Source organism: Shimia sediminis, assembly GCF_003990645.1.
Lineage (GTDB): Bacteria > Pseudomonadota > Alphaproteobacteria > Rhodobacterales > Rhodobacteraceae > Shimia > Shimia sediminis.
In genome coordinates, this window is record NZ_RYZK01000001.1 from 745,103 (window position 1) to 768,178 (window position 23,076).

The 23,076-nt window shown below is 59.8% G+C and carries 22 protein-coding genes and 4 tRNA genes; 13 read left to right on the top strand and 13 right to left on the bottom strand.

The features are described from left to right. The first annotated feature begins 20 nt into the window (after window positions 1–20). Entirely contained in the window at window positions 21–767 is a 747-nt protein-coding gene (locus EK369_RS03760; RefSeq protein ID WP_127112323.1) for a DsbA family protein, read from the top strand. A gap of 186 nt (window positions 768–953) precedes the next feature. On the opposite strand, the gene ispG is transcribed toward EK369_RS03760, so the two are convergent. The 3 genes from ispG to hemA all read right to left on the bottom strand — a co-directional run bounded on the left by ispG (window position 954) and on the right by hemA (window position 4,773). Continuing rightward, a complete protein-coding gene (gene ispG, locus EK369_RS03765) occupies window positions 954–2,087 on the bottom strand; it encodes a flavodoxin-dependent (E)-4-hydroxy-3-methylbut-2-enyl-diphosphate synthase (protein WP_127112324.1) in 1,134 nt (377 codons plus the stop codon). A gap of 180 nt (window positions 2,088–2,267) precedes the next feature. Then, on the bottom strand, window positions 2,268–3,440 hold the full coding sequence (locus EK369_RS03770; RefSeq protein WP_127112325.1) for a helix-turn-helix domain-containing protein: 1,173 nt from the start codon (window positions 3,438–3,440) through the stop codon (window positions 2,268–2,270). A 109-nt stretch (window positions 3,441–3,549) separates the two neighbouring features. After that, a complete protein-coding gene (gene hemA / locus EK369_RS03775) occupies window positions 3,550–4,773 on the bottom strand; it encodes a 5-aminolevulinate synthase (protein ID WP_127112326.1) in 1,224 nt (407 codons plus the stop codon). Between the two features lie 246 nt (window positions 4,774–5,019). Here hemA and EK369_RS03780 point away from each other — a divergent pair, with 246 nt between their 5' ends. Then, window positions 5,020–6,393 (top strand): M20/M25/M40 family metallo-hydrolase, encoded by a 1,374-nt coding sequence (locus EK369_RS03780; RefSeq protein ID WP_127112327.1) that lies wholly within the window; start codon window positions 5,020–5,022, stop codon window positions 6,391–6,393. Between the two features lie 162 nt (window positions 6,394–6,555). Here the strand turns inward: EK369_RS03780 and EK369_RS03785 are convergent, their stop codons facing one another. Continuing rightward, window positions 6,556–8,019 (bottom strand): sulfatase-like hydrolase/transferase, encoded by a 1,464-nt coding sequence (locus EK369_RS03785; protein ID WP_127112328.1) that lies wholly within the window; start codon window positions 8,017–8,019, stop codon window positions 6,556–6,558. A gap of 97 nt (window positions 8,020–8,116) precedes the next feature. On the opposite strand from EK369_RS03785, the gene EK369_RS03790 reads away from it, so the two are divergent. Then, window positions 8,117–9,100, top strand: a complete 984-nt coding sequence (locus EK369_RS03790; protein WP_127112329.1) for a GlxA family transcriptional regulator — start codon at window positions 8,117–8,119, stop codon at window positions 9,098–9,100. 32 nt (window positions 9,101–9,132) lie between these two features. Here EK369_RS03790 and EK369_RS03795 read toward each other — a convergent pair whose 3' ends face one another. The 3 genes from EK369_RS03795 to EK369_RS03805 all read right to left on the bottom strand — a co-directional run bounded on the left by EK369_RS03795 (window position 9,133) and on the right by EK369_RS03805 (window position 9,584). Beyond that, the gene (locus EK369_RS03795; RefSeq protein WP_127112330.1) at window positions 9,133–9,357 is read right to left on the bottom strand and encodes an RND transporter; all 225 of its coding nucleotides are present in this window, start codon (window positions 9,355–9,357) and stop codon (window positions 9,133–9,135) included. Between the two features lie 23 nt (window positions 9,358–9,380). After that, window positions 9,381–9,457: transfer RNA gene (locus EK369_RS03800), tRNA-Asp, on the bottom strand. Between the two features lie 50 nt (window positions 9,458–9,507). Further along, window positions 9,508–9,584 (bottom strand) — tRNA-Asp (locus EK369_RS03805). A 535-nt stretch (window positions 9,585–10,119) separates the two neighbouring features. Between EK369_RS03805 and galU the strand changes: the two genes are divergently transcribed. Next, on the top strand, window positions 10,120–11,013 hold the full coding sequence (gene galU / locus EK369_RS03810) for a UTP--glucose-1-phosphate uridylyltransferase GalU (RefSeq protein ID WP_127112331.1): 894 nt from the start codon (window positions 10,120–10,122) through the stop codon (window positions 11,011–11,013). Between the two features lie 35 nt (window positions 11,014–11,048). Then, on the top strand, window positions 11,049–12,032 hold the full coding sequence (gene galE / locus EK369_RS03815; RefSeq protein ID WP_127112332.1) for a UDP-glucose 4-epimerase GalE: 984 nt from the start codon (window positions 11,049–11,051) through the stop codon (window positions 12,030–12,032). A gap of 190 nt (window positions 12,033–12,222) precedes the next feature. Here galE and EK369_RS03820 read toward each other — a convergent pair. After that, window positions 12,223–12,298: transfer RNA gene (locus EK369_RS03820), tRNA-Val, on the bottom strand. 99 nt (window positions 12,299–12,397) lie between these two features. Between EK369_RS03820 and EK369_RS03825 the strand changes: the two genes are divergently transcribed. Next, window positions 12,398–12,865: a MaoC family dehydratase gene (locus EK369_RS03825; protein ID WP_127112333.1), complete on the top strand. Its 468-nt coding sequence runs from the start codon at window positions 12,398–12,400 to the stop codon at window positions 12,863–12,865. A gap of 40 nt (window positions 12,866–12,905) precedes the next feature. On the opposite strand, the gene EK369_RS03830 is transcribed toward EK369_RS03825, so the two are convergent. Together EK369_RS03830 and EK369_RS03835 are read right to left on the bottom strand one after the other, a co-directional pair. Next, window positions 12,906–12,980 (bottom strand) — tRNA-Val (locus EK369_RS03830). A gap of 19 nt (window positions 12,981–12,999) precedes the next feature. Next, a complete protein-coding gene (locus tag EK369_RS03835; RefSeq protein ID WP_164726847.1) occupies window positions 13,000–13,404 on the bottom strand; it encodes an HU family DNA-binding protein in 405 nt (134 codons plus the stop codon). 138 nt (window positions 13,405–13,542) lie between these two features. On the opposite strand from EK369_RS03835, the gene EK369_RS03840 reads away from it, so the two are divergent. Beyond that, entirely contained in the window at window positions 13,543–13,731 is a 189-nt protein-coding gene (locus EK369_RS03840; RefSeq protein ID WP_127112334.1) for a hypothetical protein, read from the top strand. A gap of 204 nt (window positions 13,732–13,935) precedes the next feature. Here the strand turns inward: EK369_RS03840 and lon are convergent, their stop codons facing one another. The 3 genes from lon to tgt all read right to left on the bottom strand — a co-directional run bounded on the left by lon (window position 13,936) and on the right by tgt (window position 18,089). Next, window positions 13,936–16,332: an endopeptidase La gene (lon, locus tag EK369_RS03845; RefSeq protein ID WP_127112335.1), complete on the bottom strand. Its 2,397-nt coding sequence runs from the start codon at window positions 16,330–16,332 to the stop codon at window positions 13,936–13,938. Between the two features lie 209 nt (window positions 16,333–16,541). Next, on the bottom strand, window positions 16,542–16,907 hold the full coding sequence (locus tag EK369_RS03850) for a hypothetical protein (protein WP_127112336.1): 366 nt from the start codon (window positions 16,905–16,907) through the stop codon (window positions 16,542–16,544). Window positions 16,908–16,958: 51 nt separating this feature from the next. After that, window positions 16,959–18,089, bottom strand: a complete 1,131-nt coding sequence (gene tgt / locus EK369_RS03855) for a tRNA guanosine(34) transglycosylase Tgt (RefSeq protein WP_127112527.1) — start codon at window positions 18,087–18,089, stop codon at window positions 16,959–16,961. A gap of 156 nt (window positions 18,090–18,245) precedes the next feature. Between tgt and EK369_RS03860 the strand changes: the two genes are divergently transcribed. The 6 genes from EK369_RS03860 to EK369_RS03885 all read left to right on the top strand — a co-directional run bounded on the left by EK369_RS03860 (window position 18,246) and on the right by EK369_RS03885 (window position 22,997). Further along, window positions 18,246–19,433, top strand: coding sequence for an MFS transporter (locus tag EK369_RS03860; RefSeq protein ID WP_127112337.1), 1,188 nt, complete (start codon window positions 18,246–18,248; stop codon window positions 19,431–19,433). A 131-nt stretch (window positions 19,434–19,564) separates the two neighbouring features. Continuing rightward, the gene (locus EK369_RS03865; RefSeq protein ID WP_127112338.1) at window positions 19,565–20,458 is read left to right on the top strand and encodes an SPFH domain-containing protein; all 894 of its coding nucleotides are present in this window, start codon (window positions 19,565–19,567) and stop codon (window positions 20,456–20,458) included. Then, window positions 20,455–20,730, top strand: coding sequence for an NfeD family protein (locus tag EK369_RS03870; protein WP_127112339.1), 276 nt, complete (start codon window positions 20,455–20,457; stop codon window positions 20,728–20,730). Before EK369_RS03865 ends, EK369_RS03870 begins: the two co-directional genes overlap by 4 nt. Window positions 20,731–20,825: 95 nt before the next feature. Beyond that, a complete protein-coding gene (locus tag EK369_RS03875) occupies window positions 20,826–21,188 on the top strand; it encodes a DUF59 domain-containing protein (RefSeq protein ID WP_127112340.1) in 363 nt (120 codons plus the stop codon). A 99-nt stretch (window positions 21,189–21,287) separates the two neighbouring features. Then, a complete protein-coding gene (locus tag EK369_RS03880; protein WP_127112341.1) occupies window positions 21,288–22,496 on the top strand; it encodes a glycerophosphodiester phosphodiesterase family protein in 1,209 nt (402 codons plus the stop codon). A gap of 105 nt (window positions 22,497–22,601) precedes the next feature. Continuing rightward, window positions 22,602–22,997 (top strand): HesB/IscA family protein, encoded by a 396-nt coding sequence (locus EK369_RS03885; protein ID WP_127112342.1) that lies wholly within the window; start codon window positions 22,602–22,604, stop codon window positions 22,995–22,997. Window positions 22,998–23,076 lie beyond the last annotated feature (79 nt).

Sequence of the window (23,076 nt, forward strand, 5' to 3'; positions counted from 1 at the left end):
TATAGAAAACGGAGACTTACATGATCCGATCCCTCACCCTTGCCAGTGCATTTGCACTTGCTGCGCTGCCAACCCTGGCGCTGGATCTCGACAAGATGACCGATGCGGAACGCGAGATTTTCCGCGCTGAAGTCCGGGCCTATCTGCTGGATAATCCGGAAGTGATCATGGAGGCGGTCGACCTCTTGGAGCAACGTCAGGCGCAGGCCGAAGCAGCCCATGATCTGTCCCTCGTCAAAGCCCATGCGGGCGAGATTTTTGACGATGGTTACAGCTGGGTGGGCGGCAACCTCGAAGGCGATATCACCCTGGTGGAATTTGTCGATTACCGCTGTGGCTATTGCCGACGCGCCCACGAAGAGGTCAAGAAACTGGTCTCAACAGATGGCAATATCCGTTTGATTTACAAGGAGTTTCCCATTCTGGGTGAAGCTTCGGTCCTGTCGTCACGCTTTGCCGTGGCGGTCAAGCAGGTGGCGGGCGACGAGGCCTATGCACAGGCCCATGACGCGCTGATTTCGATGACAGGCGAGCCCAGCCCAACCGCATTGGCGCGACTTGCCGAGGCGCTGGGGCTGGATGCGCAAAAGGTGATTGCGCATATGGATGACGACTCGGTGACCGAGGAAATTCGCAGGACGCGGGCGCTGGCGCAGAAGCTGAACATCTCGGGCACACCGACATTTGTGATGCAGGATCAGCTGCTGCGGGGGTATCTGCCTTATGAGGGGATGGCGTCGCTGGTGGCGGACAAACGCGCAAAATAACCAAGTTGTACATCTTTTTCAGAGGCGACTCTCCAAGTTGTACAACTTTTTTTCGGCGTTTCTCCAAGTTGTACAAGTTGGGTATTAACCGGATTTAAACGGTTCCGGAGGGGCGCTGCCCCTCTGGACGCCTGATCGGCGTCCATTCACCCCGGAGTATTTTTGGCAATACGAAGCGCCATCGGATCAGAGGTCTTCGGGTTGGCTTTCGATCTTGCCGGCCTCGATCTCGGCGGCGCGTTTTTCGACCTGTTCGACGATGTGTTCGACCATCTGGTCGTTGTTGAGTTTGTGGCTTTGTTTGCCCGCCAGGTAGACCATGCCCGCGCCTGCGCCGCCGCCGGTGAAGCCGACGTCGGTCATCAGCGCTTCGCCGGGGCCGTTCACCACGCAGCCGATGATCGAAAGTGACATCGGTGTGTGGATATGGGCGAGGCGATTTTCCAGTGCTTCGACGGTTTTGATGACGTCAAAGCCCTGCCGCGCGCAGGAGGGGCAGGAAATGATGTTCACACCACGGTGGCGCAGGCCGAGGGATTTCAGAATCTCGAAGCCGACCTTGACCTCTTCCACCGGATCGGCGGAGAGGCTGACGCGCAGGGTGTCGCCGATGCCCATCCACAGGAGCTGCCCGAGGCCGATGGCAGATTTGATGGTGCCGCTGACAAAGCCGCCCGCCTCGGTCACGCCAAGGTGGATCGGGGCGTCGGTGGCCTCGGCCAGCTGCTGATAGGCAGCGGCGGTCATGAAGACATCCGAGGCTTTGACGCTGATCTTGTATTCGTGGAAGTCATTGTCTTCGAGAATGCGGATGTGTTCCAGCCCGCTTTCGACCATGGCATCCGGACACGGTTCGCCGTATTTCTCCAAGAGGTGCTTTTCCAGCGACCCGGCGTTGACGCCGATGCGGATGGAACAGCCGTGGTCCTTGGCGGCCTGAATGACCTCTTTGACGCGTTTTTCGTCGCCGATGTTGCCGGGGTTGATGCGCAGGCAGGCAGCACCCGCCTCGGCGGCCTCGATGGCGCGTTTGTAGTGAAAGTGGATGTCGGCGACGATGGGCACCGGGCTTTCGCGGGTGATTTCCCGCAACGCGGCGGTGGCGGCCGCGTCGGGTGTGGACACGCGCACGATGTCGGCCCCGGCCTCGGCGGCGGCGAGCACCTGCCCCAGCGTGGCCTTTACATCCGATGAATCCGTGTTGGTCATGGTCTGAACAGCAATGGGCGCGTCGCCCCCCACCGGCACATTGCCGACATGGATCTGGCGCGACACACGGCGTTCGATGTTGCGCCATGGGCAGATGTGGTTGATCGACATGGAAAAGCCCCTCAGCAACTAAAGCTTTTTGCGTTTTTACCGAGTCAGGAAAAAAGGCAAAAAGCCCACCCACCGTCGGTCTTGTGGGCGTTTTGCCTTCAATCTGTACCCAAGATTAAAGACAAAACGCTTTAGGTTTGGGGCTTATGTAGGCCGGTTCCCCGGAGGGGGCAATGGCGATTACTGCTGTGCGAGGGCTGCGGCGTCAGCCTCGGCCACGATACGCGCAAGTTCCGGGTCGCCGCCGAGATCAGCAAGGTCATAGGATTCCTGCAAATGGTCGAGATCAAGCGCCAGATCACCGATGCGGTCGGCCCCCTGGCCTGCCGGGCCATAAAGCGCGCCGTTCAGTTTGAAATAGACCGAGCCGCTCATCCCGGCGGTCAGGATTGGCGGTTCCTCGGTGGGTGGCAGGGTGAATTCTTCGCCTGCATTGAGGATCTTTTCGAGCAGGATCGAGCCGTCGGCGGCGCGCACACGCACCCATGCCGGGCGCACGGCCATCAGCGTCAGTTCGGGCGCATCGCCCGTCAGGACCTGCGGGATGGCGCGGTCGAGTGCTTCTTCGGCTTCGGCGGTGGTGAAGGGCACATCCTGAGTGAAGAGGCCGGTGGAGGACGGATCGAGGGTCGAGATCGGCGCGTCGCGCGCCACCATCACAGGCACATCCAGCGCCTGTGGGCGATAGAGCCGGTCCAGCGCTTCGGGTGGTGTGGAAAAGCTGTTGGTGGCGATCTCTTCCGCTGAGGCGGTTGCCCCGGCCAGCGGGTCAAGATCGGCGGCCACCACCGGGGTCTGATCGACCGGGGCCAGCTGCACGCGTTGGATTTCGTTCAGAACCGACCAGCCGCCATAGCCGATGGCCGCGATCAGCGCGACCAGCACCAGTGACGAGCCAATGGCGCGCGGTTCAATGCGCGACAGGATCGATTCCTGTTCAGGGGTAAAGGCCATGACCGGGTTTTCAAACGGGTCGGCATCAGCAGCGCGCAGCGGCCTGTCGCCCTTGCGGATGGTCGAGGCCTCGGCGGACATGCCGTGGGCGGTGGTAAACCCGCTTTCGGCGCAGAACTGGTCATACGCGGCCTCGGGGTCGATCCCGAGGTAGCGGGCATAAGAACGCACGTATCCGGCGATGAACCCAGGGGTTTCAAAGGCCGAAGGATCGCTGTTTTCGATGGCGGAGATATAAGAGGCCCGGATGCGCAGCTCGCGCTGAACGTCGAGCAGTGATTTTCCGAGAGTCGCCCGTTCGCCCCGCATCATGTCGCCAAGACGCAGGTCGTAGTCGTCAAAGCCCTTTGGGCCCTCTTCGACCTTTTCGGTATTGCGCTGTCCCTTGCGCCTGATCATGCCTATCGCCCCACTGCAGTGCCGATCCGTTACCGTCCCCGATTCGGATCGGGCCCTTTGTTGAGGCTAAAGTAACACAGTGCAACAATAATTGCACCTTTGACGGGTATCAGCCCGCCAGTTCGGCACGATTCAGCGCACAGTGCGACCAGAGCTCGTCCATGGCGCGCACAAGCTTGTCCATTTCGTCCGGTCCGTGCACCGGCGACGGGGTAAAGCGCAGACGCTCGGTTCCACGTGGCACGGTGGGGAAGTTGATGGGCTGCACGTAGATGCCAAACTGATCCAGCAACATATCCGACAGTTTCTTGGTGTGGACCGGATCACCCACGATCACCGGCACGATGTGGCTGCCGTGATCGATGATCGGCATGCCAAGCCCCTTGAGGCGCAGTTTGAGGATCTTTGCCTGGGTCTGCTGCTGATCGCGGCGGTCCTGATCGCCCTTGAGGTGCCGGACCGATGCGGCGGCACCGGCGGCCACGGCAGGCGGCAGTGAGGTGGTAAAGATAAAGCCCGGCGCATAAGAGCGGATGGCATCACACATCTTGTCGCTGGCGGCGATATAGCCGCCCATGACGCCATATGCCTTGGCCAGGGTGCCGTTGATGATGTCGATACGATGCGCCAGACGGTCGCGTTCGGTGACACCGCCACCGCGCGGGCCATACATGCCAACCGCGTGCACTTCGTCAATATAGGTCAGGGCGCCGAATTCGTCGGCCAGATCGCAGATCGCCTCGATCGGGCCAAAGTCGCCGTCCATCGAGTAGATCGATTCAAAGGCGATCAGTTTGGGCGCGGCAGGATCGTCGGCCTGCAGCAGTTCACGCAGATGTTCCACGTCGTTGTGACGGAAGATGCGCTTGGCACCGCCATTGCGGCGCACGCCTTCGATCATCGAGGCGTGGTTCAGCGAGTCCGAATAGATGATCAGGCCGGGGAACAGTTTTGGCAGGGTCGAGAGCGTTGCGTCATTGGCGATATAGGCCGAGGTGAACAACAGCGCCGATTCCTTGCCATGCAGGTCGGCGATCTCGGCCTCGAGCCGCTTGTGATAAACGGTGGTGCCCGAGATGTTGCGCGTCCCGCCCGAGCCAGCGCCGGTGGCATCAAGGGCTTCGTGCATCGCGTCGAGGACAACCGGGTGCTGGCCCATGCCCAGATAGTCGTTGCCACACCAGACGGTCACCGGTTGGGTGGTGCCATCGGGCTTGTTCCAGACCGCATGCGGAAAGTTGCCTTTCTCACGCTCGATATTGATGAATGTGCGATAACGGCCTTCATCATGCAGTCGCTGGATAGCGGCTTCGATCTGAGCAGTATAGTCCACGGGTTGTCCCTCCGCATTTCAATCGCTGGCCTGGAGGATGCGCGTTTCCGGCCAGCAATCATTCAAGTGTATGAATGGATATATCGCGCGCACCATTTGCACAACAGGTTACATTTTGCCGCGATGCCCAACCTTGACACAAGTCAAGACATTCACCGCCTCTTTGTGCCGTCGCTGGACAGTGCCGTCAGGCCTGATAGGCTCGCCACAAATGACAGTTGAGTTATAGGAACAGGACCCCAAAACATGTCGCTTGAAAACGTACTGGACCGTATCGATTCCGACCTATCCGAGGCCACGGACCGTCTGATGGAGCTTTTGCGAATCCCGTCGATCTCGACCGATCCGGCCTTTAAGGCCGAGTGTGACCGGGCCGCAGACTGGCTGGTGGCTGATCTGCAAACCCTTGGTGTTACAGCGGAAAAGCGCCCCACTCCGGGGCACCCGATGGTGGTGGGCCATGTGGATGGGCCGGGACCGCACCTGTTGTTCTACGGCCATTATGACGTGCAGCCGGTGGACCCGCTGGAACTGTGGGATCGCGACCCCTTTGACCCGGCGATCGAGGAAACGCCAGCCGGTAAGGTGATCCGCGGGCGCGGTTCGTCCGACGACAAGGGCCAGCTGATGACCTTTCTCGAGGCCTGCCGCGCGTGGAAGGCGGTACACGGCGCCCTGCCCTGCAAGATCACGTTCTTTTTAGAAGGTGAGGAAGAATCAGGCTCGCCTTCGCTGGTGCCGTTCATGCAGGAAAACGCCGAGGAACTGACCACGGATATTGCGCTGATCTGCGACACCGGATTGTTCGAGAGCGCCGTGCCCGCGATCACCACGCAGCTGCGCGGGCTATTGGGTGAGGATTTCACCATCACCGGCCCCAGCCGCGATCTGCATTCGGGCATGTATGGCGGCATTGCCATGAACCCGATCCGGGTGTTGTCCGGCATTCTGGCGGGGCTTCAGGACGAGACGGGGGCCGTGACCCTGCCCGGCTTTTATGACGACGTGCCCGAGCTGGCTGATGAGATCCGTGCGCAATGGCAGGGGCTGAACTTTGACCACGAGACCTATCTGGGGGATGTGGGGCTGAAGGCGCCGGCAGGTGAACAGGACCGCACGCCGCTGGAACAGATCTGGTCGCGCCCGACCTGTGACGTGAACGGCATCTGGGGCGGCTATACCGGTGACGGCTTCAAGACCGTGCTGCCCAGCGAAGCCTCGGCCAAGCTGTCGTTCAGGCTGGTGGGCCAGCAGGACCCCGACAAGATCCGCGCAAGTTTCCGGCACTATCTGGAGAGCAACCTGCCCGACGGGTTCACGGTCACGTATCGCACGGAAAAAGGCTCACCTGCCTCGCAGATGTCGATTGCCGACCCGGCCTTTGAAAAGGCGCGCAAGGCGCTGTCCGACGAATGGCCCCGCCCGGCAGCTTACGTGGGCTGTGGCGGATCAATCCCGATTGCCGGGTATTTCAAGGACATTCTGGGCGTCGATTCCATGCTGATCGGGTTTGGCAAGGATGACGACCAGATCCACTCGCCAAATGAGAAATACGACCTGCAGAGCTTTCACAAGGGCACGCGGAGCTGGGCACGGATTCTGGCGGAGTTGACCAAGTGACCGCCTGAAGAGGTCCTGCAAGACACGGATGGCCACGCTGTCAAAGGCGTGGCCGTTTCGTTAATGGCGACGAAGGGTGCCTTCTGTCAAATCCCTGCAATGCGCCGATGGCCGAATTGGTTGCCTTGGACCTGACCAATCCCAGACAAGCCAGCCAAAGTGTCAGGTTCGCACGTATTGAGTGGCCGCATTCTGATCGACGGCATAGTCCCAGGCCGTGTTGTTGCGCTTCATTGCGTCATTGACCACCTGCTTGAGCGGTAGCCGCTCCCAGACCTCGCGGCTGATCTTTTCGAGATCGAAGTCACCGCCGGTTATGACCTGCTCGAGCGTTGCCTCGATCTCGCGGCAGTCCGGGTCTCCGGCGCGGTTGTGCCACTCGTCGGGGTCCTCAGCCAGATTGTAGAGCTGCGGTGCCGAGCCGTGCAGATAGTGATACTTCCACTCACCCAGGCGCACCATAAAGGCCGGGCGCATGATGCCTTCGCCATGGTATTCGGAGATCACCGGGATCACGGCGAGGTCCGCACCATGGACCGCGGCAAGCAACGACCGCCCCTGCAGCGGCTGCACCGGCTGTTGGCCTGCTATTTCGATCAGCGTCGCGGGCACATCCAGCAGGGATACCGGCGTTGATATCTCTTGCGGCGCGACGCCGGGGATGTCGATGAACAGCGGAATACGGGCGGACCACTCATACAGGCTTCGTTTCTGGATCATGCCCTTTTCGCCCAGCATCTCGCCGTGGTCGGACGTGACGATGACAATGGTGTCGTCGCGCAGGCCGTTTTCGTCCAGAACGCCCAGCAGCTCGCCGATCTTGTCGTCGACATAATGCGCCAGGGCGGCAAATCCGCGCCGCATGGCAATCAGGTTCTTCGGATCACGAATCTCATCCCCGCGCTCGTGCAGCCCGTGCCAGCGCCGGATCGCCCGATCATAGTCCGAGTATCTGTCGTCCATATCCTCGGGGTAGTCCGGCAGCGGGATATCGGCATCCTTGTACATCTCCCAGTATTTCTTGGGCACTTTGTAGGGCGGGTGCGGATTGGTGAACGAAACCGTGAGCATCCAAGGTTTGTCAGGCGCATGGCGCAGATATTCGAGCGACTTAAAGTGTGTCTCTTCGTCATATTGCAGCTCTTTGGACCAACCGGGGCCGATGTTCTCGGCCAGATACTGCGGCGTGAAGTCAAAGGCCCGGAATGCCGGGTCGTCTTCGGGTGGCAGCGGATAGGACCAGATAAAGCCCGAGGGGTACACATCCGTGTTCAGGCGGCGCTGGAACCCGTGAAGCTGGTCGGCCCCGATGAAGTGCATCTTGCCGGACAGGACTGTCTCGTATCCCGCGTTGGTCAGGTAGTGCGCAAAGGTCGGGATAAAGCTGTGATAGGGGTCGCCATTGTCATAACAGCCCGTGGTCGAAGTATAGAGCCCGGTCATGAAACAGGACCGGGCCGGAACGCAGATCGGGCTGGGAGTGTAGGCGTCCGTGAAAGTGGCAGATCGCTGTGCCAGGGCTGTCATGTGTGCGGTTCTGGCGCCCGAGCCACCGCAGGCCTCGAGCATGAAGGGGGTCATCTGGTCGGTCATGATCAGCAGGATGTTTGGTTGTTTGGGGCTCATGGCGCGTGTTCCTTATGCTCTGGGATGTCCGCAGGGTAGCAGCACCGCTGCACAGGACTTATTGAAACTGGCCAGATGATGGTCATAACTGGCCATAATGGTACGTAGCGTGGACATTCCACTGATTATTACGGATCAGTTTTCGTTGTTTGGCTATGCTGTGGCGGCCGAGTTGTTCCGCTTTGCCAATGCAGAGCTTGGCCAGCCAATGTATCTGACAAGGCCCGTATCGATCAGCCCGGGGCTGGTGACATGTTCCAACGGGACGGAAATCAACGTCACCACGGGGTTGCGGGACATGCCCAGGCCCGGGGTTGTCGTGTTGTGTTCCAACGCAAAGACGGATCATGCCAGTTTTCCGCCCAGGCTGATTGCCTGGCTGCGGTCCCAGCATCGGCGCGGGGCGTCGATCTGTGCGCTGGGGTCTGCGGTATGGGCTGTGGCCCACTCTGGTCTGCTGGATGGCCGCAGCTGCGCCGCCCATTGGAGCGAACTGGCCGTTCTGAAACGCAGGTTTCCCGACGTGTCGTTCACGCGCAAACCCTTTACCGCGTCTGACGACATCTGGGTGTGCTCCGGCGGCGACAGCGTGGCCGACATGCTGCTGCATTTTCTGAGCGGGCGTCACGGGTCGGAATTCTCTGCAAGCCTGCGCCGGCAATTGATCCTGAAACCGACTCTGATTGGCACGGACCAATCCGATTTGATGTTTCATGACAGGGCCTCGGACATGGAGCTGACTGCCGAGAGGTTTCTGGCACTGGTCGAGGCCAACATCGAAAAGCCTCTGGCCCTGTCCGAAATATGCAAACGGCTGGAGATTCCGCACCGAACGCTTAACAGGTATTGCCATGCCCTGCTCCGACAATCGCCAAAGGACGTCTACCTTACAGCGCGGCTGCGCCAGGCCCAGGCCCTGTTGACGGGAACCCGCCTGTCGGTCGGCGACATCGCTGCAGCTTGCGGGTTTCGCACCGCGGGGCATTTCTCGCAGGTTTTCGCGGCAAGGCTGGGCTGCACGCCTTCTGCGTTTCGAAGCAGGCCTGACGCGCCACGCCAGACCATTGGGTCAGTGGGGTAATCCGACCTGTTGCCCAGAGGGCAAGGCCGGTTTCAGCCCGCTTTTGCCGACAGGTTCCGAGCAGCCTTGAGCACCAAAACCACCCAAGGCGCCCCATGCAGCACAAGGTCAAACCAGTCGACAGGTTTCACCAGGTCAGCGGCGACCAGCATCCTGAGCTTCTCCCAGATGTGCGGTTCAGGCGTAAAGGGCGCAAGGCCAAGGGTCAGGGCCACGAGGATCACCAGGGTCCACGACAGTTTGTCCAACACGTTCATCGGCAATCCTCTGGGGAAGAAAGTGGCGCGGTTGACGGGGCTCGAACCCGCGACCCCCGGCGTGACAGGCCGGTACTCTAACCAACTGAGCTACAACCGCGCATTGCCTTTCGGCGCGTCCCTATTGCCGGGGACCAAGGCTGGTAGTGGTGGCGCGGTTGACGGGGCTCGAACCCGCGACCCCCGGCGTGACAGGCCGGTACTCTAACCAACTGAGCTACAACCGCTCACTACCCGCGTCAGGGCCATGCCCGTCAGCGTGAGCCGTGGTTTATGCCGCCCCGCATGGCGCGTCAAGCGGATTAAGTGGGGCAGTTTGATATTTTTTTGTCGCTCTTGTCGGACGTTATTTTGCCTGCGCGACTTGGTCGATCACCAAAGCGTGCTGCAATACCGATACGCCGTCTCAAGGAGGGAAATACAAAGATGTCTCACCCCAAGGTCGTGGCCTGTGCCATATCGCATTTTGTGTCAGCAAAAGCGCAGCTGGACATCTGAGGAGACACTCTCAGAAGCTTGCCAAGCTACAGCACCAAGGGTCTATACGTGCTTTGTGGTCGGCCGGTGCGTTCCCTGTTGAGAATTGAACATTTGGGCTTTTGAGATACGGTCCAAAGCTGTATTTCAAGTGCTACAAGGTGAAATGCCTTAGATTCGCCACGGGGAACGCCATTGAAAAGCCCCAGTTGGCAGATTAGTATTTTCGCGGGCGGGCGCCTGGTTGCGTGATGTCCTAACAAAAAATTTGATGCGAGTAGTGATATGCGTAAGAAGGTAACCAAGGCGATTTTTCCCGTCGCGGGGCTTGGAACACGGTTTCTCCCGGCAACCAAGGCCATTCCCAAAGAGATTATGACGCTGGTGGATCGCCCTTTGATCCAATACGCAATTGATGAGGCCCGCGAGGCCGGGATCAAGGAATTCATTTTTGTGACCTCGCGCGGCAAGAGCGCGCTGGAGGATTATTTTGACCATGCGCCGCAGCTGGAACAGGAGCTGCGCAAGAAAGACAAGAAGGACCTGATGCAGGTCCTGAAATCCACCTATATGGACAGCGGCGCGATTGCCTATATCCGCCAGCACCGGGCCCTGGGTCTGGGGCATGCGGTGCATTGTGCCCGCCGCCTGATCGCAAACGAACCCTTTGCGGTGATCCTGCCTGACGACGTGATTGACGGCGAACAGGGGTGCCTGAAACAGATGGTCGACGCCTATGAAGAGACCGGCGGCTGCATGGTCGCCGCCATGGAGGTGCCGCCTGAGAAAGCATCGTCCTATGGTGTTCTCGATGTTGCTGACGACATGGGGTCACTGGTGTCGGTCAAGGGCATGGTTGAAAAACCCAAAGCAGAAGAGGCGCCGTCCAACCTCGCAGTGATCGGACGCTATATCCTGACACCGAGCGTGCTGCGCAACCTGAGCAAACAGGACGCCGGCGCTGGCGGGGAAATCCAGCTGACCGACGCGATTGCCAAGGAGATTGGTGGAGAACAGGGCGTCTACGGGTTCCGCTTTCGCGGTCAACGCTATGATTGCGGCTCGAAGTCCGGGTTCCTGCAGGCCACCGTGGCCTTTGGTCTGGCCCGTGACGAGTTGCGCGATGATCTGATGGCCTATCTCGACGAGCTTGCCGCAACGCGCAAAGCGGCCGAGTAAGCCCCCCCCTGCCCTATCCAAGGAGCTTGGCCCCTTTGTCACATGTTCTTGTTACTGGCGGTGCTGGTTACATCGGGTCGCACGCCTGCAAGGCCCTAAAGCTGGCGGGTTTTACGCCGGTCACCTTTGACAACCTATGTACCGGCTGGGAAGACGCGGTCAAATTCGGCCCCTTCGAACACGGAGATCTCATGGACCGCGCCCGGCTGGACGCGGTCTTTGCCCAATATGCCCCCGTGGCCGTGATGCATTTCGCGGCGCTCAGCCAGGTGGGCGAGAGCATGGCGGAGCCGGGGAAATACTGGCTCAACAACGCTGGCGGATCCCTGAACCTGATCGAGGCGGCCACAGCGGCGGGCTGTGAGAACTTTGTGTTTTCCTCGACCTGTGCCACCTACGGCGAGCATGACAATGTGCTCTTGGATGAGAGCATCGAACAGCATCCGATCAACGCCTATGGCGCCTCGAAACGCGCGATTGAGGACATGCTGAAGGATTTTGAGGCGGCCAAGGGTCTGCGCCATGTGATCTTTCGCTATTTCAACGTGGCGGGCGGTGATCCCGAGGGCGAAATCGGTGAATTCCACCGGCCCGAGACGCATTTGATCCCGCTGATGCTGGATGCAATTGACGGGCGGCGCGATGCGCTGACCATCTACGGCACCGATTATGACACCCCGGATGGCACCTGCATCCGCGACTATGTACATGTCTGCGATCTGGTTGAGGCGCATATTCTGGGGTTGCGGTGGCTGTTGGACGGCAAACCGTCCGAGGTGTTTAACCTCGGCACCGGCAAGGGGTTTTCCGTGCGCGAGGTCATCGACCAATCCCGTGCCGTCACCAACCGTGACGTGCCCTACGAAGAAGGCCCCCGCCGCGCCGGAGACTGCACCAAGCTGGTGTCCGGTTCGACCAAGGCTGAAAAGGTGCTGGGCTGGGCCCCGACACGCTCAACCATGAAAGACATGGTCGCCGACGCCTGGCGCTGGCACCAGACGGGGCATTACGAGAAATAGCTGAAAGGTTTCTGGATCTGCGCGTCCAGCATCCTGTGCCCCGGCCTATTGGCTGGGGACTTTTGCTTTGCGGGCCGGGGCCATGGTGCTCGGGTGTCGATAGCCACCACGAGAGTCGATTGGGCGCGTGCAACCCAAGCAGTCGACAGACAAGCGGCGCTTTTGAAAGCAGGATTTTCAGGGGGTTTGATGGTGGGTCGTGAGAGGCTCGAACTCCCGACATCTTCGGTGTAAACGAAGCGCTCTACCAACTGAGCTAACGACCCGGTGGGCGGGTATTTAGCCGGTGTTTGAGACATGTGCAAGAGCCAAGATGCGGGTTTTTTGAAATTGACGAAAGATAGCTGAGCATGACCAATGGGGGCATGACTTTTGACCCTGCCAAGCACCAGATGCACCCGCCCCGCCCCTTTGCCGAGTTCTGTATTGGCGAGGTGTTTCGCGCCCCGTCCCGCACCATGACCGATGGCGTTTTTGCGGCGTTTCAGGCTGCCAGTGGTGACAATCACCCGATTCACTATGACCGCGCCTACCTGCGGCGCATGGGGCACGCCGACCTGATGGCCCATGGCTATCAGACGCTGATACAGGCTGCGATCGGGGCCAGCCCGCTGGCCCATGAAATGGGAGAGGCGCTGATCGGGTTCATCGAGCAATCCTCGCGCTTTCTGAAGCCGGTCTATTGCGGAGACACGCTCTACCCGGAATTTGAGGTCACCGAGCTAAAGCCGGGCGCGACCACCGGTGTGCTGACAGTGGCCATCCGCATCCACAATCAGGAGGGCGCGCTGGTGGTCGAGGGGCATCAGTCATACTTGATGCGGCTAACATGAAAAAAACGCGCCCCGATCAGGGACGCGTTTTGCGGAATTCTGGTGGGTGATAAGAGATTTGAACTCCTGACATCTTCGATGTGAACGAAGCGCTCTACCACTGAGCTAATCACCCGGTAGCGCGCTATCTAGCTTCACTCCGCAGCGTCTGCAACCCCATCGCCGTCATCTTTTTTGGCCTCTGGCTGGCGGATACGTGCGGTGATCACGGTGCCGTTGGCAAGCTCTTTGGACTTCTGGATCTTGACCTTGCCAAGCGGGCGCAGATTCAGGTCACGCCCTTCGGCCAGAGCCTCACCCAGCACGGCGAGCGCCGCCTCGATGGCGGGCTTTGCGAATTTCTTTTTGACGCCGGACCGTTCTACCACTGCATCGACGAGGTCTGTTTTCTTGAGATCCGGAGCAGAGACCACGGGGGATTTTTCCTGAACCACCACCGCTGCAGCCTTGGGGGCTGCAGGGGCCGCTGGCTTGCGGGTGGTCTTTGTCTTGGGTGCACTGGTCGTCTTGCGTCCGCTCGTCGTTGTTGTCCTGGCCATTGCCATACCTCGCCATTGTTGCCTGTTTGGAAACAGATTAGCAGCAATAGCCCCGTCGCACCACAGTCTCTGTTGACAGAAGGCGATAAATGCGAAAGCTTTTTTAAGTACATAATTTTCTGTTGGGGGATACAAAACATGAAGCGAACTGCCATCGCATCCATGCTGGTCATTTCATTGATGGGCACGTCGGCTGTAGCCGGGTCCACAAAGGCACCGATCATCTCGTCGCAATCCGTGGCCGAAGATGCCAGCCAACCGACGGCAAACGACATGGTTATCCTGGTGGCGGCCATCGCCATTGCCATGGCAATTGTGTCGAGGTAACCAGGCCGACGCTGGGTTTGTAGCCACGGCGTCTCACTCGAACGCGCATCCGTGGTTGACGCGGGGGATCGGCTGGATGTGACTCTGGCGGGGCGTTAGGGGCTGCGCACGATGGCATCCGCTGCCATCAGGGCCTGCGAGACCACAGACAAAAAAGGCGCGGAAACCTCCGCGCCTTTTGTATTGTAAACCGGGTGTGCCGGGTCAGTGCGCCGTGGCCCCTGCCCCGCCATCCTTGGCGAGCGCCGCTGCGGCCTCGGCCGCCTCATCCCATTCCACCGCTTCCGGCTCACCGACCAGCGCCAGTTTCAGCACCTCGGAGACATGGGTGACCGGGATGATGTCCAACCCGTCTTTGACGTTGTCGGGAATCTCGGCGAGATCCTTTTCGTTCTCTTCCGGTATCAATACGGTCTTGATACCGCCACGCAGAGCCGCCAGCAGTTTCTCTTTCAAACCTCCAATCGGCATCGCATTGCCACGCAGAGAGACTTCGCCAGTCATGGCAATGTCCTTGCGCACCGGAATACCGGTCAACACGGAAACAATCGAGGTCACCATGGCCAGACCCGCCGAGGGGCCATCCTTGGGCGTCGCGCCATCCGGTACGTGCACGTGAATGTCCCACTTTTCGAACTGCGGTGGCTTCACACCGATCTTAGGTGAGATCGACCGCACATAGGACGAGGCCGCGTCGATGGATTCCTTCATCACATCGCCCAGCTTGCCAGTGGTCTTCATTCGTCCCTTGCCCGGCAGACGCAGAGCTTCGATTGACAGAAGATCGCCGCCCACGCTGGTCCAGGCGAGGCCGGTGACAACGCCCACCTGATCGGCCTGTTCGGCCAGACCATAGCGGAATTTCTTGACGCCGAGGAAGTCATCGACATTCTCGCCGGTCACGACCACCTGTTCGGCGTCCTTCTTGACGATCTTGGTCACGGCTTTCCGCGCCAGCTTGGCAATCTCGCGTTCCAGGTTCCGCACGCCCGCCTCGCGGGTGTAGCGCTGGATGACCTCGGTCAGCGCCTCATCGGTGATCTCGAACTCGCCCTTTTTCAGACCGTGGTTCTTGACCTGCTTGTCGATCAGGTGCTGTTTCGCGATCTCGCGCTTTTCATCCTCGGTATAGCCCGCAAGCGTGATGATCTCCATCCGGTCCAGCAAGGGTCCGGGCATGTTGTACGAGTTCGCCGTGGTCAGGAACATCACGTTCGAGAGGTCATACTCCACCTCGAGATAGTGATCGACAAAGGTGCCGTTCTGTTCCGGATCCAACACCTCGAGCATGGCGGAGGCCGGGTCACCCCGGAAATCCTGCCCCATCTTGTCGATTTCATCGAGCAGGATCAGCGGGTTGGTGGTCTTCGCCTTTTTCAGCGCCTGGATGATCTTACCGGGCATCGAGCCGATATAGGTCCGACGGTGACCGCGAATCTCGGATTCATCACGCACCCCACCCAACGAGATGCGAATGAACTCGCGCCCCGTGGCCTTGGCAACCGATTTCCCAAGCGAGGTCTTACCCACGCCCGGAGGGCCAACCAGGCACAGGATCGGACCCTTGAGTTTCGACGAGCGCTGTTGCACGGCGAGATACTCAACGATGCGTTCCTTGACCTTTTCCAGACCATAGTGGTCGTTGTCCAACACCTCTTGCGCCTTGTTGAGGTCCTTCTTGACGCGGCCGCGCTTGCCCCACGGGATGCTGAGCATCCAGTCGAGATAGTTGCGCACCACGGTCGCCTCGGCGCTCATCGGGGACATGTTTTTGAGCTTTTTCAGCTCGGCGTCAGCCTTTTCCTTGGCTTCCTTGGACAGCTTGGTCTCAGAGATCTTCGCTTCCAGCTCGGCCACTTCGTTCGAGCCGTCCTCGCCATCACCCAGCTCTTTCTGAATGGCCTTCATCTGCTCATTCAGATAATACTCGCGCTGGGTCTTCTCCATCTGGGATTTGACGCGGGTCTTGATCTTTTTCTCGACCTGCAGGACCGACATTTCGCCCTGCATCAGGCCATAGACCTTTTCCAGACGCTCGCTGACCGAGAGCGTTTCCAGAAGCTCCTGCTTCTGCTCCACTTCGATGCCGAGGTGCCCCGAGACGAGATCAGCCAGCTTGGCCGGTTCCACGGTTTCCGCAACAGCGTTCAGCGCCTCTTCGGGGATGTTCTTCTTGACCTTGGCGTAGCGCTCGAACTCATCGCCCACGGTGCGCAAAAGCGCCTCGATGGTGGCGGGATCGCCGGGAAGTTCGCTGAGATACTCGGCGCGGGCCTCGAAGAAATCTTCGTTCTCGAGGAAATCGGTTATCTGCACACGCGCCACACCCTCGACCAGCACCTTGACGGTGCCATCGGGCAGTTTCAGCAGTTGCAGCACATTGGCCAGCACGCCGGCGCGATAGATGTCTTCGGCTTCCGGGTCGTCCTGGGCGGGGTCAATCTGGCTCGACAGCAGAATTTGCTTGTCGTCCTGCATCACCTCTTCCAGCGCGCGCACGGATTTCTCGCGGCCCACGAAGAGCGGCACGATCATGTGCGGGAACACGACGATGTCGCGCAATGGCAGCACTGGGTAGGATGCGTTCAGGGGGTCTAACATGCTCAGTCCTTGTTCTTGGCAAAACAGCGCGGGTCCCTAATCTAGGCAACCCATGGGCCATTTCCGTTTCCTGGGTGATTAAACTGGGGTTATGCCCCCCATTTTTCAACCATTCCAGATGGTGCGGGACAGAATGCCTGTGTGTGCAAGGAGGTGCAAGCGGGCTTTGTGGTTAATCCACAGGAAAGTGTAGCGACAATTGAGATCGTTCACTTCATGCGTGAAAACTGAATCGCTAAAAGTACCAACATACCCCCCGCAACCAACATGTAATTGCCCAGGTTTCCGAATGCACCCTGACTAAAGTGCACAAAACCGCCGCCAGCCACCGCAAACAAACTCACTGCTCCAAAGACAGGGCGACGCCGGGATAGGTTCCACGCAAACAGTCCCAAAAGGACCCAGAGCCACCAACTGGAAATTGAGCCTAGCCCTTTCAACCACTCGGAGAAACTTGGGTTAAGATCGTCCAAGAAAAGTGAGCCAACCGAGTAAAAAACAAAAATGAGTGTCCAATTGAGCATTGGAGTTAGGTTAATTAGAGTTCCGACGAACGCCACTATCAGGCCTGCCATTCTGGTTGGCCGCGCAAGAGCTTTGAAACTATTTTCCACTAACAAATTTTCCTACAGCGGCTCAATATCCCCTTGCGCCCGCCCCGCATGGAAATCTTTCTGCCAAATTTCAAACGTCCCTGCGGCGATGGCGTCCCGCATACCTCCCATGATCTCCTGGAAATAGTGCAGGTTATGCCAGGTCAGCAACATGCCCGAGATCATCTCGTTCGAGCGGAACACATGGTGCAGATAGGCGCGGCTGTAGTCTGAACAGGCCGGACAGGAGCACTGTTCGTCCAGGGGGCGCGGATCGTCCGCGTGGCGCGCGTTCTTGATATTCACAACACCGTGACGGGTAAAGACCTGACCGGTGCGCCCCGAACGGGACGGCAGAACGCAGTCCATCATGTCGATGCCGCGCGCGACGGCGCCGACGATGTCGTCGGGCTTGCCCACACCCATGAGGTAACGGGGCTTGTCGGTGGGCAACATGTCGGGCGCGTAGTCGAGGCAGTCGAACATCGCCTCCTGCCCTTCGCCCACGGCCAGACCGCCCACGGCGTAGCCGTCAAAGCCGATCTTTTTCAGCGCCTCTGCGCTTTCTTCGCGGAAATCCTGTTCCAGACCGCCCTGCTGGATACCAAAGAGCGCGTGGCCGGGACGATCCCCAAAGGCCTCGCGGCTGCGCTCGGCCCACCGCATCGACAGGCGCATGGACCCGGCAATGCGGTCGCGATCCGCAGGCAATGCGGGACATTCGTCAAAGCACATCACAATGTCCGAGCCCAACAGCCGCTGGATCTCCATCGAGCGTTCCGGGGTCAGCTCATGCTTGGACCCGTCGATGTGGCTTTTGAAGGTCACGCCTTTTTCGGTCAGTTTGCGCAGGCCCGCCAGCGACATCACCTGAAACCCGCCTGAATCCGTGAGAATGGGGCGCTCCCAATTCATGAACTTGTGCAGGCCACCCAGCCGGTCAATGCGTTCCGCGGTGGGGCGCAACATCAGGTGATAGGTGTTGCCGAGCAGGATATCGGCCCCGGTCGCCCGCACCGACTCTGGCATCATTGCCTTCACGGTGGCCGCAGTCCCCACGGGCATGAAAGCAGGCGTGCGAATGTCGCCGCGCGGCGTGGAAATCACGCCGGTCCGTGCCTTGCCATCCGTGGCCTTGAGTTCAAAGGAAACCTTGCCCGACATGCCCAACCTATCCTGCATATATTGCTGATCGCCGCCTTTTGCGCCAAATGCGGTCGGTTGCCAAGCCCGGGCGCGCATCAAAATCATCACTCCGCCCCGGTGCCCGGACCGGATTGCCCGTGGTCTTGCCCCGAATTCTCGGCTAACGCTTGGGCCATGCGCCTGTCTTATCCCCTGTCACTTGTTGCCATCTTTCTGCTCTGGCTGGCGGGGCTGACCGCCGCGGCGCAGTTTTCAAAGATCGCCGTACCCTTTGACCTCGTGCAGGCCATCTACCCGCAGGCGGGCACGTCGATCGGGTGGCTTTTGACCCTGATCAGCGCGCTTGGTGCAGCGTTGGGCATGGTGGCCGGCACCCTCGCCGGGCAAATCGGCAGTCTGCGCATCCTTGTCGCCGCGCTGGTGCTGGGGGCTGGCTGTTCGCTGTGGCAGGCCACGCTGCCTGCGTTGCCGGTCATGATGCTGTCACGGGTGATCGAGGGGCTGTCGCACCTTGGCATCGTCGTGGCCGCCCCGACCCTGATCGCCCAGATCAGCCCCGAGCGCATTCGCGGCGCAGCGCTGTCGCTGTGGAGCACGTTTTTCGGCGTCAGCTTTGCCCTGACCGTCTGGCTGGGCTTGCCGCTGGTGCAGGTCTCTGGCCTTGGGGCGTTGTTCCTGCTGCACGCCGGGGTCATGGCCGCGCTGGCCGTCGGCCTGCTGCTGCTTTTAAAGGACGTCTCGGCACAGGACGGGGGGCGTCCCTCGGTTTCTCTGCGGTCTATCCTGCGGCAACACGGTCAATCCTATCGGTCACCCCACATATCCGCCGCGTCGCTCGGGTGGGTGTTCTACACGCTGACCTTCGTGTCATTGCTGACCCTGTTGCCACCGCTGTTTCCGGATGAGACGCGCGCCGCCATTGTGGGCGCGATGCCACTGGCCAGCATCGCCGTGTCGCTCATCTGCGTACCGCTTCTGTTGACCCGGATCGCGGCTGTGCGTGTCGTCTCTATAGGGTTTGGTCTGTCGGTGCTGGTTCTGGGTCTTTTGCCGCTGGGCGTTCCGGTAGGCGTGGTCGCGATCACGCTGTTTGCCGTGCTGGGGCTGGTCCAGGGGGCGACGTTTGCCGCTGTTCCGCAGCTGAACGGCTCGCTCGAAACCCGCGCACTGGCCAATGGCGCGCTGGCTCAGATGGGCAATATCGGCAATCTCCTTGGCACGCCGATCCTTTTGGCCCTGTTGGTCCAGGGTGGGCCGACGCTTGCCTTTGCGTGTATCGCGGTGCTCTATGTGCTGGGTGCCGGAGTTCACGAATATCTGAACCTGTTGCGGACCCGGCGCGGCGAAATCCAAGGCCCCTGATCCGGCAACACTCAGGGGTCAGATGTCAGAATTCACAAGACAGCCAAGCCATTTCGCGACATACCTGTCTTGAAAATGGCCGATTCAACCCCCATTTGTATACTATAGTATACCACAGTGGAGAGTAACATATGTCCGAAGACCTTATCCTAGACCTTTTGTCCGCCAACCTGGTGCTGCTCCTGGGGGCGTTCTTTCTGATCATCGTTGTCCTCAAGGGTGTGAAGATCGTGCCGCAATCTGAAAAATTCGTTATCGAGCGCTTTGGCCGCCTGCATGCGGTGCTGGGGCCCGGTATCAACTTTATCGTGCCATTTCTGGATGTTGCGCGCCACAAGATATCCGTTCTTGAGCGTCAGTTGCCAACGATGAGCCAGGATGCCATCACCTCGGACAACGTGTTGTTGCAGGTGGACACCTCGGTGTTCTACCGCATCACCCAACCCGAAAAGACCGTGTATCGTATCCGCGACGTGGATGCCGCCATCGCCACAACCGTGGCCGGGATCGTGCGCGCCGAGATCGGCAAGATGGAACTGGACGAGGTGCAATCGAACCGCGCGCAGCTGACATCGGCGATCAAGGCCTCGGTCGAAGACGCAGTGGACGACTGGGGGATCGAGGTGACGCGATCCGAGATCCTTGACGTCAACCTTGACGCCGCCACCCGCGAAGCCATGCTGCAGCAGCTCAACGCCGAACGCGCACGTCGCGCACAGGTGACCGAGGCCGAAGGCTCGAAACGATCGGTCGAGCTGAACGCCGACGCCGAGCTTTATGCCGCCGAGCAGATCGCCAAGGCCCGCCGCATCGAGGCCGAGGCCGAGGCCTATGCCACCGAGGTCGTGGCCAAGGCTATCAAGGAGAACGGCATCGAAGCGGCGCAGTATCAGGTTGCCCTGAAACAGGTCGAAGCGCTGAACAATCTGGGCGGCGGCGAAGGCCAGCAAACCATTCTGGTGCCCGCACAGGCGCTCGAAGCCTTTGGCGATGCCTTCAAGATGCTGAAAGGCGGTGCAAAATGACCGACCTGATGACCACGTGGTGGGTCTGGCTGGCGGGGGCGCTTGTCCTCGCCATTCTCGAAGTGCTGGCGCCGGGGTTCGTGTTTCTCGGATTTGCCGTGGCTGCGGCCATTGTCGGCCTGATGCTGCTTGGGCCTGCGGCGCTGTTGTCGGTGCCGGTGCTGTTGCTGCTGTTCGCCGCCCTGTCGCTGGTGACGTGGCTGTTGCTGAGGCGGTTTTTCGCCCTGCCCAAGGGACAGGTCAAAACCTTTCACCACGATATCAACGACTGAAATCGACGCAGCGCGACAAAGGTTGCACAGGGCCTCTGGACCTTGCAGTGACTAAACCCTATATGTTCGCTCAGGATTAAGACAGGACACGGACCATGACTCAGGCCCCAGACCCCGTAGAAGGCGCACCGCTGATCGCCCCGTCGAGCACGGACCACCCGTTGCACGAAGGCGCAGTTGAGGCGTGCCGCAGCGTGTTTGACCCGGAGATTCCGGTGAACATCTATGATCTGGGCCTGATCTACACGATCACCCTGTCGGAAGAGAACGACGCCAATATCATCATGACCCTGACCGCCCCCGGCTGCCCGGTGGCCGGCGAAATGCCCGGCTGGGTCCAAGAGGCCGTCAGCGGCGTTCCCGGCATGCGCAATGTCGATGTGGAACTGGTCTGGTCCCCGCCCTGGGGCATGGAAATGATGTCGGACGAAGCCCGTCTTGAACTGGGCTTTATGTAAAAGCATCACGCAACCATCACCGTTCTGTCACGCGGCTGCCAAGGCCGCGTTACATCCACGCGCGACACCCCCGACATCTGAACCAACGGGAGTGTTCGCATGTTGCGCACCGCATTTCTGGCCGCATTGGCCATCTCACCGCTGCCTGCACTGGCAGCTGACGTCGACCTGGGTCCGCGTCCCTATTACCTGATCGACCAGATGCAAGACAGCGCGCTGAAGCAGCGCCTGCAAGCCTGCGAAGGCATGGCGATGAAGCCGCATCCCTTTTCCATCGGTCACCGTGGTGCGCCGCTGATGTTCCCCGAACATACGGTCGAATCGAACCGCGCCGCCGTGCGCATGGGCGCGGGCATTCTGGAATGCGACGTGACCTTTACCAAGGACAAGCAGCTGGTCTGCCGTCACGCCCAGAACGACCTGCACACCACCACCAACATTCTGGGCACCGATCTGGCGCAAAAATGCACCACCGGGTTTTCGCCCGCCAGCGGCGAGGCCAAGGCCAGCGCCGAGTGCCGGGCTTCGGACATCACCCTGGCCGAATTCCGCACACTGAATGGCAAGATGGACGCCGCCGACAATTCGGCCACCACGGTCGAGGGCTACATGAACGGCACCGCGGGCTGGCGCACGGACCTTTATGCCACCAAGGGCACGCTGATGACACATGCCGAGTCGATTGCGCTGTTCAAGGACCTCGGTGCCAAGTTCACGCCTGAACTGAAATCACCCTCGGTCGAGATGCCCTTTGACGGCTTTACCCAGGCCGATTATGCCCAAAAGCTGATCGACGAATACAAGGCCGCCAGCATCCCGGCTTCGGATGTCTGGGCGCAGTCATTCAACCTGAACGACGTGCTTTACTGGATTGAAAACGAACCAGACTTCGGCAAACAGGCTGTCTTTCTCGATGACTCGTACAACATCGACGGCTTTGACTCGAACAACCCTGAAACCTTCCCGCATGACTTCGCCGAGCTACACGCCAAAGGCGTCAACTACATCGCCCCGCCGATGTGGATGCTGGTGACGCTTGAGGATGGCAAAATCGTCCCCTCGGCCTACTCAAAAGAGGCCCAAAAGGCCGGTCTGAAGCTCATCACATGGACGCTGGAACGCTCAGGCCCCTTGGCGAACGGCGGCGGCTGGTACTTTCAGACCATTGGCGATGTGACCAACACCGATGCGATGTACTTTGAGCTCTTGCATGTTCTGGCGCAGGATGTCGGCATCGAGGGTATCTTTTCGGACTGGCCCGCGACCGTGACCTATTACGCCAACTGCATGATGCCCGACGCATCATAACCGCACCAAAACGTGAAAGGTCCCGGCGGAAATTTCGGCGGGGCCACCTTGATGCGGAGACAATCCTGACCTATTTTGTCACATGAAACCCGCGAGGAAAGTCACATGTTCGGTATTCCCGGCAAACAGGCCGTGTCCATCACCCCCAGGGCGGCAAAGCAGATTGCCAAGCTGATGGCGAAAGAGGGCCACTCCGGCCTGCGCATCGGCGTCAAGAAAGGCGGCTGTGCGGGTATGGAATACACCATGGACTATGTCACCGAGACCGACCCCCATGACGAGATGGTCGAACAGGACGGTGCCGTGGTGATGATTGCGCCGATGGCGCAGATGTTCCTGTTTGGCACTGAGATTGACTATGAAGTGTCGCTCTTGGAATCCGGGTTCAAGTTCAACAACCCCAACGTGACCGAGGCCTGCGGCTGCGGCGAGTCGATCAAGTTCGACGATGTCGAAACGCTGGCGGCCAAGCGCGAAGACGGCATTCCGAACCTGAGTTAATCCGGCACCCCCTGCTTGTGCATGATTGTCACCTTGACGCCCGCCGCGTCTGGGCACAAAACAGTGCGACGAAATTGGG

Bases quoted from the DNA above. Each gene is read 5' to 3' on its own strand.
- EK369_RS03760 (WP_127112323.1), top strand. From the start codon at position 21: ATGATCCGATCCCTCACCCTTGCCAGTGCATTTGCACTTGCTGCGCTG.
- ispG (WP_127112324.1), bottom strand. From the start codon at position 2,087: ATGTCGATCAACCACATCTGCCCATGGCGCAACATCGAACGCCGTGTG.
- EK369_RS03770 (WP_127112325.1), bottom strand. From the start codon at position 3,440: ATGATCAGGCGCAAGGGACAGCGCAATACCGAAAAGGTCGAAGAGGGC.
- EK369_RS03780 (WP_127112327.1), top strand. From the start codon at position 5,020: ATGTCGCTTGAAAACGTACTGGACCGTATCGATTCCGACCTATCCGAG.
- EK369_RS03785 (WP_127112328.1), bottom strand. From the start codon at position 8,019: ATGAGCCCCAAACAACCAAACATCCTGCTGATCATGACCGACCAGATG.
- EK369_RS03790 (WP_127112329.1), top strand. From the start codon at position 8,117: ATGGTACGTAGCGTGGACATTCCACTGATTATTACGGATCAGTTTTCG.
- EK369_RS03795 (WP_127112330.1), bottom strand. From the start codon at position 9,357: ATGAACGTGTTGGACAAACTGTCGTGGACCCTGGTGATCCTCGTGGCC.
- galU (WP_127112331.1), top strand. From the start codon at position 10,120: ATGCGTAAGAAGGTAACCAAGGCGATTTTTCCCGTCGCGGGGCTTGGA.
- EK369_RS03825 (WP_127112333.1), top strand. From the start codon at position 12,398: ATGACTTTTGACCCTGCCAAGCACCAGATGCACCCGCCCCGCCCCTTT.
- EK369_RS03835 (WP_164726847.1), bottom strand. From the start codon at position 13,404: ATGGCCAGGACAACAACGACGAGCGGACGCAAGACGACCAGTGCACCC.
- EK369_RS03840 (WP_127112334.1), top strand. From the start codon at position 13,543: ATGAAGCGAACTGCCATCGCATCCATGCTGGTCATTTCATTGATGGGC.
- lon (WP_127112335.1), bottom strand. From the start codon at position 16,332: ATGTTAGACCCCCTGAACGCATCCTACCCAGTGCTGCCATTGCGCGAC.
- EK369_RS03850 (WP_127112336.1), bottom strand. From the start codon at position 16,907: ATGGCAGGCCTGATAGTGGCGTTCGTCGGAACTCTAATTAACCTAACT.
- tgt (WP_127112527.1), bottom strand. From the start codon at position 18,089: ATGTCGGGCAAGGTTTCCTTTGAACTCAAGGCCACGGATGGCAAGGCA.
- EK369_RS03860 (WP_127112337.1), top strand. From the start codon at position 18,246: ATGCGCCTGTCTTATCCCCTGTCACTTGTTGCCATCTTTCTGCTCTGG.
- EK369_RS03865 (WP_127112338.1), top strand. From the start codon at position 19,565: ATGTCCGAAGACCTTATCCTAGACCTTTTGTCCGCCAACCTGGTGCTG.
- EK369_RS03870 (WP_127112339.1), top strand. From the start codon at position 20,455: ATGACCGACCTGATGACCACGTGGTGGGTCTGGCTGGCGGGGGCGCTT.
- EK369_RS03875 (WP_127112340.1), top strand. From the start codon at position 20,826: ATGACTCAGGCCCCAGACCCCGTAGAAGGCGCACCGCTGATCGCCCCG.
- EK369_RS03880 (WP_127112341.1), top strand. From the start codon at position 21,288: ATGTTGCGCACCGCATTTCTGGCCGCATTGGCCATCTCACCGCTGCCT.
- EK369_RS03885 (WP_127112342.1), top strand. From the start codon at position 22,602: ATGTTCGGTATTCCCGGCAAACAGGCCGTGTCCATCACCCCCAGGGCG.